Genomic DNA, 19,855 nt, shown 5'->3' with positions numbered 1-19,855 from the left:
GGTTTTAGTACATATTTTTTTATTTCACATTAGGATGTTAAGACTTTAATAAACCCCTTGCATAATCAAAAGCCTTTTCGGGTGTTTTAAATTCTCCTTTTTCATATTCGGCGCTTTCTTCCGCATCCTTACTACCATCACTGTCTTTACTATATTTTCTACCGCGAATTAGGTCATCCACCAAGCCATCTTTCTCTTTCAAATCACCTATCTTGACATATTGTAATTCCCCTTTGTCTCGAGCTTCAAAGTCATATTTCTGCTGTTTACCATTTGCTATATAAACATTTGAGTTAAATAGTTTATGAGCTGTTATGTCTCCATTTTCATCTGTTTTATAAATTGTTACAAGGTCCTCATATACTCCCAAAAAATACCTGTTAGCATTGTAACTGTACCTATTACTATTATTAACAAAAACTATTTCATCATTACTCATACTAAAAACTGTGTAACCTTGGTTTTTAAAAAATTCATTAAGTTCTAACTGTGTTTTTTTATTTAGCACATCCGAACCATTAAATTGTTTTTCAAGCACCATATTTCTAACTTCATTGTCTTTATATCTAATCTTAAACATAAATTTTGTATCCTGAGATACCCTAACCAATTTAGTATTCACGGACGTTTGCATTAAATTATTTTTGTCATTATCATTAATACTTTTCGCAGTGAATTTTAAATATGGCAATTTGCTACAAGCTTCAAGCTTTAAATCATTTTTATTCATATAGTGATTAAGAGAATAGTTAGCACCAACGAAAGTTATTAATATTATTGTAAATATTGAATATAAAATTTTTCTGTTTTTCATATTACCACTCCTTATTTGAAATTATGTCCATATAAGGGGGTATTCATTCAATAAATTGAAAAATATAAGTTAAATATCAATTTCATATAATCATAAAGGTGAAAGTATGTATCAATGAGACAAATAGTATATAATAAATTTTACAGACCCTTAGTTTATGTAATTAAATCACCTCCTTCGGAGCTGCAATATTAATATATACCTTGAAAGGAGTTTATTATGACGATTTATAGATTATCAAATGATTTAGTATTCCCAGATCCATCTCTAAGCGACGCGGATGGACTTTTAGCCATTGAAGGCGACCTATCTCCCGAGAGATTACTACTTGCGTATTCTAATGGAATATTTCCATGGTTTTCAGAAGACGAGCCTATACTTTGGTGGTCACCTGATCCAAGATTTATTGTTTATCCAAAAGATATTAGAATTTCACATTCTATGAAAAAACTACTTAAAAAGAATACATATAGGGTTTCCTTTGATACTTGTTTCAGAGATGTTATATGTAATTGTTCTAATACAAGAAAAGAAACAGGTACATGGATTACAAATGAAATGATTGAAGCTTACTGTAGACTTTACGAACTCGGCTATGCCCATTGCGTGGAAACCTGGTACAAAGATAAGTTAGTTGGTGGATTATACGGCATAAGTATGGGAAAATGTTTTTTTGGTGAATCAATGTTTTCAACTATGGATAATGCCTCTAAGGTAGCATTTACTACTCTAGGCAAGTCATTGGAAGAAAAAGGATTTTCTATGATTGACTGTCAGGTTCATACAACTCATTTGGAAAGTTTAGGAGCAGTTTATATTCCAAGAGAAAAATTCTTGGAACTTATGAAAAAAGAAATTTCAATAAACCCTTTAAAATTGTGCTTTTAAGTTGCACAATTCCTTAATTATTCAAGCTCTAAAACTTCTTACAAACAGAAACACTGAAGCATGGAAACGCATTGACAAACTCCAAGTATTATAATATGATTAAATAAATATTGCTTAGGTACTTTTGTCACCGGATAAATGTACTGAAATCATAAGCGTTAGGAATTCATGCCGTTAGGTCTTAGGGTATGAATCGCCTAATGCTTTTTTTTGTTAGGAGGATTATAAAACAAAAATTAATACAAGCATTAAACATAAAATAATTAATAAAAAGGGGATATGTAAAAGTATGAAAACAAAAACTAATACAAGCATTAATAAATTATTTTTTAAATATGTGTTGTTAAATGTAATCAGCATGATAGGGTTGTCTTTCTACATATTGGCAGATACGATATTTGTATCAAGAAATATGGGTAATAACGGTTTAACTGCATTGAATTTAGTATTGCCTATTTATAGTCTTGTGAATGGTATCGGTTTAATGCTCGGCATGGGAGGTGCCATAAGATATTCCATCCTCTGCGGCGAGGGAAATTTCAAAAATGCAAGCAAGACCTTTACGCAAACCATCTATTTGGCTCTTGCCTTTGGGTTCCTATTTACGGCGGTCGGAGCATTCTTCTCTGGTGATATTGCGAGACTGCTAGGTGCTGATGCAGAGGTAATGCCAATGGCAAGTTCATACCTAAGAACAATACTGCTATTTTCCTGTGCTTTTATGGTAAACACTGTGATTGTTTGTTTTGTACGGAATGATAACAATCCGAAGCTCTCGATGATTGCCATGCTTGCAGGAAGCTTTGGCAATGTCATTCTTGATTATATTTTTATATTTCACATGAATCTTGGTATGTTCGGCGCCGCATTTGCGACAGGTCTTGCCCCTATCATAAGTATTGGCATACTGTCTATCCATCTTATACAGAAGAAAAACCGTTTTAAATTAGTAAAAACATCCTTACAAAAGAAGTATGTAAAAAAAATATTTTCTCTCGGATTACCGTCTTTGTTCACCGAGGTATCTTCAGGACTCATTATACTTTTGTTCAATATTGAAATTTTAAATCTCATCGGAAACATCGGCGTTGCAGCATATGGAATTATCGCTAACCTTGCTTTAATTGTTGTCGCTGTTTTTACTGGTATTGCACAGGGTATACAACCCATTTTGAGTATAAATTTCGGTACAGGAAATAAAGACAATATAAAGAAAGTATTCAGATACGCTGTGATACTTGCATTTTGTATTGGCTTCGCTTTCTATATTGCAGGGGCGGTTTACCCGAATGTTATTATCCAACTGTTTAACAAGGAGTATAATGCTGCGCTTGCTGATATGGCGACACAAGGTATAAGGCTGTATTTTATTTCCTTCTTCTTCATGGGTTTTAATATTCTAACGTCTTCATTTTTTGCTTCTATTAATCAACCTGCAAAAGCATTTACCGTTTCTCTTGCAAGAGGTTTTATTACTGTTATCCCTTTGATTTTCATTCTTCCGCATTTTCTGCAAATGACAGGAGTTTGGTTAACTATTCCGTGTGCAGAAGTGATTACCTTATTGTTGAGCTTATTCCTTATAAAGAATTATCTCAAAGATGATATTTCTATGCATCCGCCAATTTGACATACTATCACGCTCCATTCGATAGCTTTTATTTTATTACAAAAACAAAAGCTATCGAATATTATACAATATACACTATAGAGTCAGAATCTAAAAAAAGTGAACGGCACCCTGCACGTTGTGCAGGGTGCCGTTCATAATATAATAGTGCAGTCTTTTATTATGTTAGAAATCAACACTACTCTTAATAGTATGCTACCATCTTATCTTTGGTAAAGAATACTAAGTAAAATATTCAATTATTGCCTGCTTAAAATTATTATTTATAAGTTCTGAGATATAATTTTTAATATCCTCGCTGTCTGGTTTTTTATAGACATATTTGAATTTTCCATACGGCCCCCATTTCAATTGCCTTTTTTCTTCATTCAGATCAAGCTTAGTATTTTTAAATCGTTGAACTATCAACTCCTTTGCCGCTTTAGTAAATCTATGTTGAATAAGTTCAAAGCTTACTTCCCCAGTATAATCACCTAGTGCTATTTTTAGTGTTTCAAATAACTCCTTATATTCCTCCCTCCAATTATCATATATCATAATAGGTGCAATTATGAATCCTATTGGATATCCAGCAGCAGCAATTTTTTTAACTGCGTCTATTCTCTCATGAAAACTAGAAGTATTGTGTTCGAAATTATCTATTACATAACGCGAATTTAAAGTAAATCTGAATTTTGTGTGCTTGTTATGTTTTAGCTTTAAAAATGGATCAACATCATTAAATTTCGTTACAAGCCTCAATCTACCATTGGAACTTTCTCCAAAGAACTCTATGCATCTTTTTAAGTTCCCACTTAAGTGTTCAAGCGCAATGGGATCTGTTATACTTGCACATTCAAAGGTCGTAATATTCGGCTTGTTATCCTCTATATAAGTTTGTATATTCTCTAAAATTTCTTCAATATTCATAAAAATCTTCATGAAAGGTTTTTCACCTTGAGTAGTCTGAAGATAGCAATATTCACAATTTGCAGGGCATGAACTTGATAGTGAAAATTGATAATCAGCAGATGGTTTGCAACTCGATAATCTTTTTTGACCGTTTATCGTAAAAAGAACAACCTTTTTAGACATTGCATAATTTTTTTCAGGTGATCCACAATCTATTATTACTCTTTTAGAATTAACTATGGGTACCTTTAAGCTTTCTAAGTGCTCTATAACTTTTTTTGCTGCATCATATTTCAGAACTTTAGGATCTATATATGCAATGTCTGGTATAAATAACTCCATTATCCTCACCTCATAAGTATTATTTTGTGCACTCTCGGAAACTCTTAAGGCACTGCTAACTCTTGATTCATTTTGCTCAAAAATCAACTTCACCTCAAAAATTCGTGGTGCCTCATATTGTACGAATAACCTAGAAAATTTAAGCTATTCGTATTATTTTTTATTTTTTTTACTTAAACATTGTGAAATAAGACTTGACAGCTAGTAAAAATTCGCAAAATTAAATATGTATATTTTTTACATTATTTCATTTGCGAGGAGTGTTTTTATGTTAACTGTTAAGGTTTCTCATTCCCAATATCAATATTTTCTTGAAACATTTTTAGAAAAATTCTATATTCAAACCAATCAACAAATCACTTTGTTTGAGCGTAGTTCACAAATAACTAAAATATGGTCTACCGACCTAACCGGAATTGTCCCTCTAATAGAAAGTACTTATTCTAAATCTAATCAAGGAGCTCCGCCAAAAGATGCGGCAGCATTACTCAGGTCACTTATTATCATGGCTTATTGTAAAGAAACTAGTATATCCTCTTGGGTAAAAACATTACGTTCAGACCCTTTCTATTCAATTTTATCTGGTTTTATACCCGCTTGCTATTCAGACTCTAAAGCCGAAGGCATACATGTTGACCGACTTCCTGGTGTAGGTACTTTTTATGATTTTATGGATAGGCTGATTCATAAGGATAAGATCCTTAATAAATCCAAACTGCGTAAAATTAAACGTAAACCACGTAAAAAGCAAAAGAAAAACCAAAAGATGAATAACTCCAAATCTGGTGTAGTTGACCGTTTAGTTAAAAGAATCTTAAAATTTGATAATTTAAAGCTCCTTGACAGAAGCGAATCCAAAATGAACAACATACTTAAAGAATTATTTGTTATTCCTTCTTTATCAATGGGTATTTTGGGCGATCCTTCTAAACTAAATATTGCTGGCGACGGAACCTGTATGCCAACACAGGCTTCGCCTTACGGTAAAAAAGTTTGTGATTGCAAACTTAAACCAGGAGAACATTGTGACTGTTATCGAAAGTTTACCGACCCCAGTGCTAGCTGGGGTTGGGATAGCTTTAATGAACATTATTACTATGGTCATACCTATCATGGATTTACTGCCTGTGATAGCTTTTACAGCCTACCTATCCATATTAAATTTGTTAGCGCGGCACGCCATGATGCTGTTACTGGAGTTTATGCACTTAAAGAACTTGTAGATTTATATCCTGAAATTAAATTTCATTCTGTAGCCTTAGATTCTGCTTATGATGCTAATGCTTTTTATCTTTTATGCATGCATTATGGAATAAATCCTATTATTGATTTAAATTCACGTTCTTCAAAACCATCATCAAATAGTGAATTTGTTAAACTTGATAAGAATGCTATTCCACACGGAACTGTTTGTGGACATCAGCTTCGTAATTGGGGAATTATTACTAAACAATATAGACATAAATGGTTATTCCCAGTTCAATGTGAAAACTGTGAAAAATGTCCTATGAAAAGCAATAAATCTTATTACACTAAAACATTAGATAACCCAAGGTATTTTACTCCAATATTAAGAGGTTCAAAACAATGGAAATCTCTTTATAAAAGACGTTCAACTACTGAAAGGTGTTGGGATAGAATAAATAATAATTTTCATGCTGAAGATGCAATTATTTATTCTGTTGGGTATAGAATAACAAGGGTATTTCTTGGTGCATTTTGCTGTTTCATAGATGCTTGGGCATCAGAAAAATTAATAGCCCTTGCTGATATTTTCCCAACTCTTAAAAATATAGCTGCGTAATTTAAAATAAATTTCAATTCAATAACCAGCCTACGGCTTTTTTTAATAGTGTATAAAAAAGTCTTTTTGTCATGCCCGTAATTAATTCAAATATAACTTTTCATTCAAATAAGCACTTTTAATACTTAAATATGGAAATTGTTAATTATTGTTTTCCGACTATACTAATTATTTTATTAAACAAAGTTATTTATACATCTCAGCTCCTTTATAGTCTTCCTTATTTCTTATTTCTTACTTATTATCACTTAAAAGCACACAATAATTATTGCACCTACTGATTCCATAATAAAACCGCGGTTTTATATTTACCATAGAAACCAAAATATAGGGAGAACGGTATAAAAATATATACCGTTCTCCCTATATTTCAGTGCTTTTATAAACTTAATATTTTTTATCTAGTGTTGTATTTATTGATCACCTTTTTTTTTAATTTTTTCCCAAGGGTTTCGCCTATAAATCTATCAATCATTTCTTCCTTAGTAGCTTTACCTTCTACAAATATGTTAAATTTCTTGCAAAGCTTGCCTAGGTCCCCTTTACTTATATCACAAGTTTTAATAAAGCTTTTTGCAGTTTTAACACTAGTCATAGCTATTATACGTTTATACATTTCATCATTAGTCATGGATGCACCTCAAATTTCTTATTTATCAAATACATTATACCATCTTAAATAACATCAATAAATCATTTCTAATTAAATTAGTATTTTTTTTTAAAAATTCTTCTAAAAATCGAATATTTATGATATTACCCACGCAAACTCCTCTAATAATTCATTAGTTACAATTATATTTTAATTTCGGCAAAACTAACATGGATTCTCAATAAAATTATAAAAGCGCAAATGGGGGTGATTATTAATTCTTTTCATATATACTTATATTAAAATGGAGCAAAGTTGAAAGCTTTGAGGTATCATTAACCTTTTCTCTCATAGCATTATCAATATTCCAATAGTAAGGAGTCATTGCAATAAGACTCTTTATATCTTCAGCATTTCCCACATCGCTGCTGTACTTAACTTCCACGCTTTGAGTTAACTTAAATCCCCCAAATGTTGTTACTTTTTCCTCATGTTTTCTAGCATTTACATATAATATTTCTTTTAATCCATATAAATGTTGAACTCCAGGCGTTATAACAATTAGCTTACCGTTATCCTTTAGAACCCTATTAAGCTCAGTCTCATCTGACGGTGCAAAATTTCTTATAATTATATCTATTGTGTTTGGCATTATGGGTAGGTTAAAATTACTACCTACTATAAATTTTATTTTTTTATCTCTCTTAGTTGCATAAGTGACTGCAGCTTTTGAAATATCTACGCCAAAAAAATCAATTACTTTATTTCGAGTGTAGCTAGCTTCTTTTATATATATGGCTTCCTTTAACCTGCATAAAAAATATCCTTCTCCACACCCAGCATCAAGTATATTTATATTATTTCCACTTATATTTGATATAATTACATCATTTAGTTTATCAGAAAAAGTGTGATAATACCCTTTATTTAAAAAGTCTCTACGCCCTTCCATCATTTCTTTGCAGTCACCAGGGTCTTTTGTTTTCTTTTGATTAGCAAGCAAAAGATTAATATGTCCTTTACTTGCTATATCATAACTATGATTATTTAAACATATATATTGTTTTTCATACTTTTTTAAACTTAAATTGCACACGGGACATTTCAATATAGATTCTTTATTTTCTATTGTCACAAAATCACTGCCTTTCTTTAATCTTCTTTAATTTTGAAATGGTTTTTTTGCTAAACTCTACTCCAATTGAATCTAATATAAACATAAATATTGGTATTCCAAGGAGTAGACCCCAAATCCCCATAAAATGATCTGACACTATTAATGTGGCAAAAGTAAAAAATATTGGAAGATTGGTGGTATCAGACATAAACTTTGGGTTTAAAATATAACTTTCAATAGCATGAATTATAAAAATCATAATAAGCACAAAAACTACTTTAACTAACCCACCCATTTTAAAAGCAATTAAACATAGGGGAATTAACGAAATAAATACCCCCGCTACTGGTATAAGACTTAAAATAAATATCATAAATGCAAGAGCGAATAATTTCGGAAATCCCATTATAGTTAGTCCTATCACTGATAATGCTGTATTTGCAATGGCTATCATTATTTGAGCTTGTATTACTTTACCAAAGGAATTTAAAAAATTATTACCAAAATAGCTCAAATGGTTATATGCCACAGATACTTTACTATATTTAAACTTATGTACAAATTTTAACACACTGTCTTTTTCTAATATAAATACTAAGCTTAGTAGAAGTGCCATAAAAAAATTTAAACTCCACTTTCCAAAATTAGTTACAAAAGTCATAATACTTTGAATACTCGATTTAGCATAATTTGAAATATTAATTTGATCAAACATTGGTGTTAAATACTTCGTAAATCCTTTTGTATTTTCAGAAAAATCAATATATTCCATCTTGTCTAAAATAGATATACTTTCAGAAATAGCAATTGGTATATATTTAACTGCTAGAAGAACCATAGTTCCTGTCATAAACATATATATAATTATAGTAATAATAGTTGGATTTACTTTTACTACCCTGTTAATTTGTTTAACTAATAAACTTTGTAGACTATTAACTAAATAAGTAATCACAAATGTTAATAGAATCAAATTTAAAATGGATCTTATTAAATATGCAAATAATATTATTGATAAAAGTAATAGCATTTTTTCTAAGAATTTTCTGTTAAATAATGGTGTTATTGTTTGCATTTAAGGCGCTCCTTCATTGTTTTTTTGTTTAAATTCGTTGAAATTTAAACATCATTTTGATTTTTCGCTACAATAAATTATTTTTCGGCTATTTCATTATATCAAATTATTTAACTTATTTCTATTAATTACTCTATGTACTAAATTTAAAATTTTATAATACACGAAGAATAAGAAAAATGGTGTATAATATATATACTAATAAGAAAGTTTGGTGATGATAATAAATGAAACCTGTAATTATGTTTGTAACTGAATGGTGTCCATATTGTAAAAAAGCACTTACTTGGATGGACACTATAAAAAAACAAAATCCAGAATACGCTGGTATTGATATTAAAATAATTGATGAAGAGCTTCAACCGGATATAGCAAAACAATATACATACTATTATGTCCCTACCTACTATGTTGACGGAGTTAAAGTTCATGAAGGCGTTGCCTCTAAAAATATTATTAATGGTATATTTGAAAAGGCATTAAAATAATTTTAATAAACTAAAAATGTAAGAATATAATTTTAAATTATCTTCTTACATTTTTTTAGTTTTTCATGTATATCTTTTTAATCACGGGATATACTATTATTGTAGTCGACAAACAAACATTAAACTTATAAAAGGGAGATGTTAGTTATGTTAATAAGTAAACCACTTGTAATTTTAAGCGTAGGCAATATTGCTGGGGCTAAAAATGGGGACTACTAAGTAATTCCGTATGTAAATTAAAATACGGAGTTATAAATCCATATTTTAATATGGATTAGTAAAGCCAATGATTATTTTATATAATCATTGGCTTTATATTTTTTATCTTGTTGATCTAAAATTTTTAGGTTGCTGATTCCCACTCTGATTTCTTCCATTTCTTCTAGCATTTCCTGATTGTTGAGGCTTTCTTGTTGAAGGTTTATTTACCTTATCATTACTTGCTATTACAGGTTCATTACTTGCAGGATAAGGATGATCTCCTATTACTGGAATTGATTTTGATATAACCTTTTGAATATCTTTAAGAAAAGGTTTTTCTTCTTCATCACAAAACGAAAGTGCAACTCCACCAAGTCCTGCCCTGCCAGTTCTTCCTATTCTATGAACATAAGTCTCTGGTATATTTGGCAAATCAAAATTGATTACATGAGACAATTCGTCAACATCAATACCTCTCGCTGCTATATCCGTTGCGACTAATACTCTTGTAATACCCGTTTTAAAATTATTTAAAGCAAGTTGCCTCGCACTCTGAGATTTATTACCATGAATAGCTTGTGCTTCTATTCCTACATTGTTAAGGTCTTTAGTGATTTTATTTGCACCATGCTTTGTTCTTGAAAATACTAAGGCAGAAACTATGGACTTATCTTTTAGCAAATGAATAAGTAGCGGTTTCTTATCTTTTTTATCCACAAAATATACTGATTGTTCAATAAGCTCAATGGTAGATGAAACAGGTGTCACTGCTACTTTTACTGGATCCACAAGAATAGAATCCACTAGCTTTGAGATTTCTGGCGGCATAGTTGCTGAAAATAACATAGTTTGTCTAATTTTAGGTAGTTGCGCTATAATTTTTTTTACGTCACGCAAAAATCCCATATCAAGCATACGGTCTGCCTCATCAAGCACAAACATTTCCACATGGTGTATGTTAATGTATTTCTGTTGCATTAAATCGAGTAATCTACCAGTAGTGGCAATTAAAATATCTACTCCATCTTTTAAATCATCAGTTTGTTTTTTTTGTGATACGCCTCCAAAAATAACTGCACTAGTAAGATTCATGTGTTTATTATAGGCTGTAAAACTTTCTCCAATTTGAATTGCTAGTTCCCTAGTAGGCGCGAGTATTAAGGCCTTTATATTTTTGGGTCCCTTTATAACTTTTTGTCTCCCACAAAGAATTTGCAGTATAGGAATAGCAAAAGCTGCTGTCTTTCCAGTCCCTGTCTGAGCACAGCCTAGAAAGTCTTTCCCTTCCAATATAGTAGGAATTGCAGCTTCTTGTATAGGCGTAGGTTGCACATAACCTTCAGTTTTTAAAGCCTTGTTTATTGGCGTAATAAGATTTAAGTCTTCGAATAACATTTTTTCTCCTTTGGAAGTGGCTGTCTTTGACTTTAAATGTCACAAATCACTGATATCCTGTTATGAATTTTCCCGAAAATTGGAAACAACAACTTTCTTACATGATTATATTGCATCTAAGAAACCACCCTTTTATTATTGATATGAGCATATTTAGGCTGATTTTTCTTCATTTAGCTCCGACTTTGTAGGTCTATGATGTATAAATAAATATGTTTCTTTTATATCAACTTCAATCTTATAACTGTTTTAATTCAACTATTCGTTGCACTCATATTTTTTTATTATAACATATTTCGACTCTTGTTGCTATTCTTCTATTTTTCATAAATAAATGTTGAATATAAATGTTGATTTTCCACAAACTATATCTATAAAATTTTTTTTACAAAAGGAGACATTTATATGAATGAAAACTTTAATTACCCTATGAACGTACCTGAGCAAAAACAAGATAATCAACCCGGATTAGAAACTCTTATGAATCCAAGACCTATTTTTGAAAATTTAAATTGCGTAGGCTCTGGAAAATTAATGAATAAAGTTGCCTTAATTACAGGTGGCGATAGTGGCATTGGAAAAGCAGTTGCTCTCGCATACGCCAGAGAAGGAGCTGACATAGCCATAGTATATCTTGATGAGCATGAAGATGCAGAAGAGACAAAAAAACTTATTGAAGCAAAGGGTAGAAAATGTATCTTAATTGCCGGAGATATAGGAGACGATACCTTTTGCAATGATGCTGTAAACAAAGTAATAAAAGAATTGAGCAAATTAGATATTCTTGTGAACAACGCCGGTGAGCAACATCCCCAAAATAGTATTGAAGATATTACAAAGCAGCAACTAGAGAAAACTTTTAAAACAAATATTTTTGCCATGTTCTATATGGTTAAAGCTGCATTACCCCATTTAATAGAGGGTGCTACTATTATAAATACTTCATCGGTTACAGCCTACAAAGGCCACGAAACCTTAATTGATTACTCCTCAACTAAGGGAGCAATAGTTACCTTCACTCGTTCTTTAGCTCTTTCACTAGCAAGTAGAAAAATACGAGTTAACTCAGTGGCTCCAGGCCCCATATGGACACCTCTTATACCGTCTTCCTTCAGCGCAAGCGAGGTTGGTAAATTTGGAAGCAACACTCCTATGGGAAGACCAGGTCAACCTGTAGAACTCGCTGAAACTTATGTGTTTTTAGCTTCCGAAGGTGCCTCCTTTACAAGTGGTGAAACTATTCATGTAAATGGTGGCAATATTATAAATGGTTAATACTTGGCATCATCCAGGTTTCAAGTGGCATGTTTCTTATCACAACTAAGTAGAAAAATACAAAATAGGCATCAATTTTTTGAGGCCTATTTTGTTCGCTTTGTAGTATCCTTATTTCTACTTCTCTCCTTTTGTAATTTTTCTAAAATTTATTTTATTTTTATTGGAAATACCTTCACTTAATTTGTTAATATATCCACACATATAATAATAGCACATTGGCAAATATATATACCAATGTACTATTATCAATAAGTAATTTGCACCTTATATATCTCTTAAAAATCTCTAAAAATAATTTATTTTTTTAAGGAGGAGGATATTATCAAAAGCAAAATTTTTACTTTAACGCTTTTTATTAGTTTACTTCTTAATACATGCAATATGACAATAGCCTCGGCTACAAGTTTTACTTTTACAGATCAAAATGCTAATAAATATAACATAATAATGAAGCAGGACCTACTCTGCCTAATGTTAGCTTATCCTCAATATATTACAAATATTGAAGAAAATAATGGGCACGTATATTTAATAATGAAGTCTGGAAAAAAGATTTGCTATGATGACAAAAAAGAGAAAGATTTACAAGAAAAACTAGCAAACCCAGATCTTCAAGATACGTTAGATCAAATTTATCCCCTTTCTGCTGTTAAAAACATTATGGAGTCTAACTTTGATCCTGGTCGCCTTCGGTCATATGGTTTATTATCAGAGGTTTATGGCACTTCCAAAAAAGTTGTAGAATCCAAACTTACAAAAGTCAAGGTAGGTTATAGCAATTTTCAATTCAATAATAGTAATAGTGCATCCGATTCACTTCAATCTGTTATGGGTGAACTGATTCCTCTTTCAGAAAGAAACCAAAATGTTAGAAGATGTCTTCTTCCCTGTAGTGGCACTTTTAATTATCGCGTAATTGCAGGTACAAATCGATTAAGCCCTCATTCTTTTGGTATCGCTATTGATCTCGCTAGTGATAAAAGTGATTATTGGAAATGGGCCTCTAAAGATGCAGGTGAAAACAGATTATCCTCATATCCGTATGAGCTTGTAAAAGTTTTTGAAAATAATGGCTTTGTATGGGGTGGTAAATGGTCACACTTTGATATCCTACATTTCGAATATAGACCTGAAATCATTTTAAAAGCTCGTTATTTTACAGGTACTGTAGATGCAAAAAATGCTTGGTATGAAGGTGCACCATGGCACCAAGTGCCTATAAAAAATGCAATTGATAGAATCAATACATTAATAAAATAATAGGAGTATAATATTATGAATTTTTGTAAAATTAAAAAGTTACAATTATCTAAAAGTAGATTACTTATATTTATCATACTTCTTTTATTAATACAGTTATATAGCAATAGTTACACATATGCTATTACGGATTATTCAAAAAAAGAAGTTACTAGTTATATAGATCAAATTTTTCAAAAAAGAAACAAAGCCCTACTTAGCGGTGATTTAAAATTAATACAGTCACTTTATAATATGGACACAAAATATGGAACCTGGGCATATGAATATGAAAAAAGAAAGATGGAGTATATTAATAATTGGGCAGAAAAACAAGGAGTTAAGTTTACACATATTATACCAACTGTAATTGTAAAAAATATTAAAGGTAGCAATAATAATCTTTCAGTTTATTTATTATGCTCCACAGAATATAAATATGAATATGAAAATCAGCCCGGACTAGAAAATACGTCTAGAATTGGAACCTATCACAATTTACAACTTATGAGTAAAGATGGTTCTTGGGTAATTTCCAAAGAATGGTATAAAGACCCTTTTGCAAACTCTTTAAACTTAGATAATATTAAGGCAGATTCTATAAAAAAATTTATACTATCCCAAAGCGCACGAGATCTATCTGCCATAGATAAAGGAAGAGTAAGTGCTATAGAATATGCTGATAAATATTGCGGGGCTGCAAGCACCGCAGAATACGAATACAAGTATAATAAAAAGTACAGAAATTATAATCCCGAAGGTGGTGATTGTGCAAACTTTGCATCACAAATTCTTTTAGAAGGAAGTAAATTCAGAAAAAATCCTGCTTGGAACTACGACAAAAATGGAGCAACAAGATCTTGGCTAAATGCGGATGGTTTTAAAAACTATATGCTATATAGTGGTAGAGCATCAATAATTTCCTATGGCAGCTATGACAAAGTATATAAAGCTAGTTATAATCTACTGCCAGGAGATTTTGTTGCCTATGAAAAGAAAAATGACATAACTCATATTTCTGTTGTTACAGGATCTGATTCAAGAGGATATTCCTTGGTCAGCTGTCATAATTCAGATAGAAATAAAGTTCCTTGGGATCTTGGATGGAGCGATAAAAACATTAAATTTTGGTTAGTTAGAGTTCATTATTAACAAAAATATTAAATCAATAAACTATAAGGAGGTAAATAATTATGAAGACTGAAGAACAAATTAAATCAGAAGTTACTAGGCAGGTTATTGACAATATGAAAACAACTTTAAATGAAGAATTAACTGAGGTAGAGAAGGAATTTGAGGAAACTTATAAAAGCAAGCTTGAGCAAGAAATTCAATATACATTAGAACTTTCAGAAACAGGTCTTAAGCACAATTCGACCAAAAACATAAAAGTAGAAAACAAAAAACTAATACAGCAATTAGATAATATAAGAAGTGAAAAGGCTAAAGTTGAGAGCAAATTAAAAACACTAAATGAATTCGAAAATTTATAGTTCCCCAGAAAGCATCGCTGTGGCATTGTTAAGTTGACTTATTCTTTTCAATATAGTATCATTTAGTTTGATAAATAAATATTACATTACACATAATATGTATATTTTAGTATAGATAAGGAGAATTAACTTACCATGAATATTTCTACTAAAGGAAGATACGGTTTAAGGGCAATGGTTGATATAGCTGTGCATTCATTTGGAGACTATATACCCTTAAAGATTATCGCTGAAAGGCAGTCTATCTCAGAAAATTATCTAGAACAAGTTTTCTCAGTACTTAGAAAGGCTAATCTTGTAAAAAGTGCAAGAGGGTCCCAGGGTGGTTATACCCTATCAAAAGAAGCATCAAAAATCACAGTAGGTGAAGTTTTAAGAACCCTTGAAGGCGATTTAGAAATTACTGGAGATGATGGTGGCGCCTTAGATGTTGATAAAACCATAAAAGTTTGTATAAACACTCTAGTATGGCAAGAGGTTAATGAACAAATCAATAAAGTAATGGATTCAGTAACGCTACAAGATCTTGTAGAAAAATATAAAAGTCTAAATGATGAGTATATCTTAGACTTTATAATATAAATGAAGAATAACAGCACTTGTGAAATCCAGGTGCTGTTATTCTTAATTTATTTTCATTAACATAAAAAACACCTTGCTTAATTCTATCCCCATAAATCTTCAGTTAATTTTTCAATTTTTCTTATTCTTTTTTCTGTTTCCATTGTATCAATAGTGATTATACCATTATCAATATTAAGTACGTCTCCTTCTTTAGCGCTATGAGGTAATTTAATCCTTTTAATATCAATCATAGTTCTATCTTCTTTTTCACATACCGCATAACAGCCTTCAAATCTATCTATTATTATTTTCATACAATCAACTCCTTAACGAGGTGCCCCACAAACGCTACATGGTACATAGCCCGCTTTTGCATTATCCAAACTTATAGGTATTTTACTTTTCTTTAAGTATCTACACCCATCACTGTGATACTTTTCACCTGATTCAGTAATATATACTGTAATACTCTTATTTTGATTTGTTATTGCTTTTTTCTCAGGGGATGGATTAACCACGGGGGGTACAACTATGATTGATGATGCTTTATTGACTACATTAGTTGACGAACTAATTGTCTTATTATCAGATGCTCCAGTGCCATTATAAGCGTAACTTCCTGGTTTAACATTAAAAGTTATATCCTTACCATCACTAGTTGCAATAATTGTTCCGGATTCATCAGTTCTGTACACAGAAATATTCTTTGCCTTAAGTCTATCCATACTTACCTTATGTGGATGACCATAACTATTATTTACTCCAACACTTACAACTGCATATTTGGGACTAACTTTATCTAAAAACTCTTGTGTTGTTGAACTATCACTGCCATGATGGCCTATTTTAAGCACATCTGATTTAAGGTCAAACCCTTTTGATAGCATTTCTTTTTCCGATATATCTTCTCCATCTCCAGTAAATAAGAATGAACTACTCCCAAAGTTTACTTTAATAACTATAGACTCATTATTAATATCTTCATAATCACTTCCATTAGGGGCTAATATAGTACATGTAGCCTCGCCTAACTTAAAACTTTCTCCTGGAGTTGGCGCTGTAGCTTTTAGTCCTTTATTTTTAATTGCATTAATTACATCTTCAAAGGTTTTGGTTGTTGCTGCTCTTTTAGGCATGTATATTTTGCCTACTTGAAAACTGTTTATTACGTAATCTAATCCACCTATATGATCCTCATGAGGATGTGTTCCTACTATGAAATTTAATTTACTAATCCCTTGCTCCGTTATATATTTTTTAATTAGAGTACCATCAGGGTTATTTCCTGCATCTATTAACATAGAGTTTGATCCTTGTTGCACTAAAATACTATCTGCTTGGCCAACATCTATGTAATGTACGTTTAACCCCTCTTTAGCATAGAATTTCACCTTTGCATCTGCATCCAATTTAATTTCAGAATCAGTCTTTTCTTTTGTATCTGATTCTTTTTTAATCTCTATTGCAATTTTTTCTTTCTTTTGTGAAACTACTTTGTTAGATATAACTTGTGTTGTTGCACTTGCAGTTTTATTTTTAGATGCTGAGTCATCTAATTTTATACCCATGCTAAATATTATTATGCCCACTATGAGCATTAATACCGCTGTTTTATTTATATGTTTCCCAAAACTCGCAATAGCAAATATTATAATTGGAATAGATGCCACTATTAAAAATGAAAAAATCCCATCTATTAATATGAACAAACAAAATAGATAGTATATTATTGCAACTATTCTTTTCCATTTTTTATTTGTTCTAAAACCCGGTATATATTTCAAAATATCTTTCATTAATTTTATTCCCCTTTTTAGTCTTAATAATACAAATAAGATAAATATATTTAACTTTGTTTGCATTTCAACTTCATAGAAATAGCAATGAAAAATAGGCTTGTCCAATTTCTACTAGTAATTTTAATAATAATGCATTACAAACCAATTTACAACATATAATGCTAATTTCAGCCAAATCAAAGCAAAAACACCTTAGTGTATTTATAATTAATCAATACACTAAGGTGTTTTGCCATTATGAAACAATTTTATTAGAATATCTATTGTACTAATTTATTATCCTATAATATGTTAGTGATTTTTTTCATATATTTTGTTTCTTCTTCATCTTCAATTAGTTTTTTCGCTTTATCATTTTTCTTGTTATTATCAAATTTATCTTTTATACTTTTTTCTAGATGAAATAAGTATGACCAGTCTTCTTCATTTATATTTTTGGGTTTATCCATCTGTAATTTATTGCATTTTAAAATTCCATTAATCAATTGTACTTTTTCTTTATATTCTTCTCTCTTTTCGTCAATCTCAATTTTACCCTTTAAATCTAATACTATTATTTTAAAATCAATATCTTTAATCCAAGCTGGTTTTTCCTTTTTAATTAATTCTTTTGGATTATTAGTATAACAAAGTATTTTAAAGGCAAGTAATTCTAATCTATATGCTTCATGATTTAATTCATAAATTTTTTCGTCTTCCAAATATTCTAGCGGATGATTTTTTATAAATTCAATTGGAGACTTTATAGAATATAATTTGCCTAATAAATTTTGTAAATACAACTCTGTTAAAAAATTATAGTAATCCAGCCACTTATCTTCTGCCATCCCATTTTGTTTTTTTTCTTTTAGTAAATCCAGGATTTTATCTGTATTAAAACAATATTGACTAGCATTGTATTTTTTTAATAAAATAAATACATCAAAAATTTTATTTTGTATTATATTCCATATATCTTGCTTAATATTTTTAGGTTTATTCAAACCTAAAAGCACTGAAAAATCATTGTAATAATTTATTTCCAAAACTATTTTTTTGATTTGTTCCTCTAATATCTCTGTAGATTTTTTCAATATATAATCCCATTCATTGTTATTAATATAAGAAGGCTTATTATTATTCAAAAATTTATAGCATGTACTAAATTCAAGTTCTCTAATATTTCTAGGATTTTTGTTTTCTCCTACAAATTCATCTATAGCGATTTTGCGAATATTTAACCATTTTTTTCTTGATACATAAATAGGCTTTCTTTTTTCTAATATTTTCTTACTTTCATAATATGCCTTACGTTCTAAATCATTAATTAACATATTTTTTAAGAAACTATTAAAATACTTCATCTTATCCACCTCGTATATAATTATTTTTTATCCGTTTTTATATATCTGTTTTTATATATCCATTTTATACATATCCATATTATATCATAATTTACATAATATTTTATAATTATGAAAAATTTGGTTAACTAATTTTTCAATTTTCTTAAATAAACTTGATGTTTTTATAAACAAAAAACAAAAGTAGTAGTTCTCCTACTAATATGATGTAAATATTACATTAGAGCAATCTTTCATAGAGCCCCCTATATTACCATCCTTTTTGCAACAAAAAAGAAGCTCATCTCTAAGCTTCCCTATTATTCTACGGGTAATCTTACCCTTAGCTACTTACCCTCAATCCTTTTCATACCTTTCTCAATTTCTTGGTTTATTTTATCAGCTTGTATTTGAGTAATTACACGATTTTCTACTAATGTACCTAATCTATTAATACTACCTTTAACTTGCGACACATTTTTTGTTGCCTCTTCCATTACTTTATCTGACTGGGTTTGTGTTATTGTCTTAGCCGTAACTAGTCCTTTAAGAGTGTCAGAATAAATTGTTTTTGTTGCTGTTGGAAGGATAGCTTTTTTAGTAGTATTAGTCGGCGACTTCATGGAATTACAAGCAGTAAATAGCAGAATAGATATACTAATTATTATAAATGTTGAAGCAATTTTTACATTCTTCATTTTTTACACCATCCTAAGATTATTTGTTCTTTATATTATTAGAATAATTGAATAAAAATATACTATTTTACTACTATATAAATTCATCTTATATTTACCTGTAAAATAAAAAACCACCTCCAATAACGATACATTGTGTATCTATTGTGGAAAGTGGTTAAATTTAGTATATAATTGTCTTAAATTTTCTACGGTAACATGCATGTCATTATACACACATCTAAA

19 protein-coding genes are annotated in these 19,855 nt (G+C 30.3%); 9 read left to right on the top strand and 10 right to left on the bottom strand.

Annotated elements, in window-relative coordinates:
• Positions 1-37 precede the first annotated feature (37 nt).
• Positions 38-814 carry a hypothetical protein gene (locus tag ACWJJT_RS02160; RefSeq protein WP_462955899.1) on the bottom strand — a complete coding sequence of 259 codons (777 nt, stop codon included), beginning with the start codon at positions 812-814 and terminating at the stop codon, positions 38-40.
• Positions 815-1,033: 219 nt separating this feature from the next.
• Here ACWJJT_RS02160 and aat point away from each other — a divergent pair, with 219 nt between their 5' ends.
• A complete protein-coding gene (gene aat, locus ACWJJT_RS02155; RefSeq protein WP_462955898.1) occupies positions 1,034-1,702 on the top strand; it encodes a leucyl/phenylalanyl-tRNA--protein transferase in 669 nt (222 codons plus the stop codon).
• 289 nt (positions 1,703-1,991) lie between these two features.
• A complete protein-coding gene (locus ACWJJT_RS02150; RefSeq protein ID WP_462955897.1) occupies positions 1,992-3,332 on the top strand; it encodes an MATE family efflux transporter in 1,341 nt (446 codons plus the stop codon).
• A 222-nt stretch (positions 3,333-3,554) separates the two neighbouring features.
• On the opposite strand, the gene splB is transcribed toward ACWJJT_RS02150, so the two are convergent.
• Positions 3,555-4,565, bottom strand: a complete 1,011-nt coding sequence (gene splB, locus ACWJJT_RS02145) for a spore photoproduct lyase (protein ID WP_462955896.1) — start codon at positions 4,563-4,565, stop codon at positions 3,555-3,557.
• A 268-nt stretch (positions 4,566-4,833) separates the two neighbouring features.
• Between splB and ACWJJT_RS02140 the strand changes: the two genes are divergently transcribed.
• The gene (locus tag ACWJJT_RS02140; protein ID WP_462954445.1) at positions 4,834-6,369 is read left to right on the top strand and encodes a transposase; all 1,536 of its coding nucleotides are present in this window, start codon (positions 4,834-4,836) and stop codon (positions 6,367-6,369) included.
• Between the two features lie 397 nt (positions 6,370-6,766).
• Here ACWJJT_RS02140 and ACWJJT_RS02135 read toward each other — a convergent pair whose 3' ends face one another.
• The 3 genes from ACWJJT_RS02135 to ACWJJT_RS02125 all read right to left on the bottom strand — a co-directional run bounded on the left by ACWJJT_RS02135 (position 6,767) and on the right by ACWJJT_RS02125 (position 9,153).
• Entirely contained in the window at positions 6,767-7,000 is a 234-nt protein-coding gene (locus ACWJJT_RS02135) for a hypothetical protein (protein WP_462955895.1), read from the bottom strand.
• Positions 7,001-7,235: 235 nt separating this feature from the next.
• On the bottom strand, positions 7,236-8,096 hold the full coding sequence (locus ACWJJT_RS02130; RefSeq protein ID WP_462955894.1) for a putative RNA methyltransferase: 861 nt from the start codon (positions 8,094-8,096) through the stop codon (positions 7,236-7,238).
• Positions 8,097-8,100: 4 nt separating this feature from the next.
• Positions 8,101-9,153, bottom strand: coding sequence for an AI-2E family transporter (locus ACWJJT_RS02125; protein ID WP_462955893.1), 1,053 nt, complete (start codon positions 9,151-9,153; stop codon positions 8,101-8,103).
• 227 nt (positions 9,154-9,380) lie between these two features.
• Between ACWJJT_RS02125 and ACWJJT_RS02120 the strand changes: the two genes are divergently transcribed.
• A complete protein-coding gene (locus ACWJJT_RS02120; RefSeq protein WP_462955892.1) occupies positions 9,381-9,641 on the top strand; it encodes a glutaredoxin family protein in 261 nt (86 codons plus the stop codon).
• A 321-nt stretch (positions 9,642-9,962) separates the two neighbouring features.
• Here ACWJJT_RS02120 and ACWJJT_RS02115 read toward each other — a convergent pair whose 3' ends face one another.
• The gene (locus ACWJJT_RS02115) at positions 9,963-11,237 is read right to left on the bottom strand and encodes a DEAD/DEAH box helicase (RefSeq protein WP_462955891.1); all 1,275 of its coding nucleotides are present in this window, start codon (positions 11,235-11,237) and stop codon (positions 9,963-9,965) included.
• 405 nt (positions 11,238-11,642) lie between these two features.
• Between ACWJJT_RS02115 and ACWJJT_RS02110 the strand changes: the two genes are divergently transcribed.
• The 5 genes from ACWJJT_RS02110 (at position 11,643) to ACWJJT_RS02090 (ending at position 15,829) form a co-directional block, all read left to right on the top strand.
• The gene (locus ACWJJT_RS02110) at positions 11,643-12,512 is read left to right on the top strand and encodes an SDR family oxidoreductase (RefSeq protein ID WP_462955890.1); all 870 of its coding nucleotides are present in this window, start codon (positions 11,643-11,645) and stop codon (positions 12,510-12,512) included.
• A 384-nt stretch (positions 12,513-12,896) separates the two neighbouring features.
• Complete coding sequence (locus ACWJJT_RS02105) at positions 12,897-13,775, top strand: M15 family metallopeptidase (RefSeq protein ID WP_462955889.1); 879 nt, start codon at positions 12,897-12,899, stop codon at positions 13,773-13,775.
• Between the two features lie 15 nt (positions 13,776-13,790).
• Entirely contained in the window at positions 13,791-14,906 is a 1,116-nt protein-coding gene (locus tag ACWJJT_RS02100; RefSeq protein ID WP_462955888.1) for an amidase domain-containing protein, read from the top strand.
• A 41-nt stretch (positions 14,907-14,947) separates the two neighbouring features.
• Positions 14,948-15,247, top strand: a complete 300-nt coding sequence (locus ACWJJT_RS02095) for a hypothetical protein (protein ID WP_462955887.1) — start codon at positions 14,948-14,950, stop codon at positions 15,245-15,247.
• A gap of 135 nt (positions 15,248-15,382) precedes the next feature.
• Entirely contained in the window at positions 15,383-15,829 is a 447-nt protein-coding gene (locus ACWJJT_RS02090; RefSeq protein WP_462955886.1) for an RrF2 family transcriptional regulator, read from the top strand.
• A gap of 83 nt (positions 15,830-15,912) precedes the next feature.
• Here the strand turns inward: ACWJJT_RS02090 and ACWJJT_RS02085 are convergent, their stop codons facing one another.
• From ACWJJT_RS02085 to ACWJJT_RS02070, 4 genes are all read right to left on the bottom strand, one after another.
• The gene (locus tag ACWJJT_RS02085; RefSeq protein ID WP_462955885.1) at positions 15,913-16,125 is read right to left on the bottom strand and encodes a DUF3006 domain-containing protein; all 213 of its coding nucleotides are present in this window, start codon (positions 16,123-16,125) and stop codon (positions 15,913-15,915) included.
• Positions 16,126-16,137: 12 nt separating this feature from the next.
• Positions 16,138-17,607 carry a ComEC/Rec2 family competence protein gene (locus ACWJJT_RS02080; protein ID WP_462955884.1) on the bottom strand — a complete coding sequence of 490 codons (1,470 nt, stop codon included), beginning with the start codon at positions 17,605-17,607 and terminating at the stop codon, positions 16,138-16,140.
• Between the two features lie 284 nt (positions 17,608-17,891).
• The gene (locus ACWJJT_RS02075) at positions 17,892-18,953 is read right to left on the bottom strand and encodes a hypothetical protein (RefSeq protein ID WP_462955883.1); all 1,062 of its coding nucleotides are present in this window, start codon (positions 18,951-18,953) and stop codon (positions 17,892-17,894) included.
• Positions 18,954-19,279: 326 nt separating this feature from the next.
• Positions 19,280-19,630: a hypothetical protein gene (locus ACWJJT_RS02070; protein WP_462955882.1), complete on the bottom strand. Its 351-nt coding sequence runs from the start codon at positions 19,628-19,630 to the stop codon at positions 19,280-19,282.
• Positions 19,631-19,855: the final 225 nt, after the last annotated feature.

The sequence above is a fragment of the Clostridium sp. CM041 genome (genome assembly GCF_055081035.1).
The sequence above is the reverse complement of the archived record's forward strand: the minus strand, read 5'-3'. Positions and strand labels throughout refer to the sequence as shown.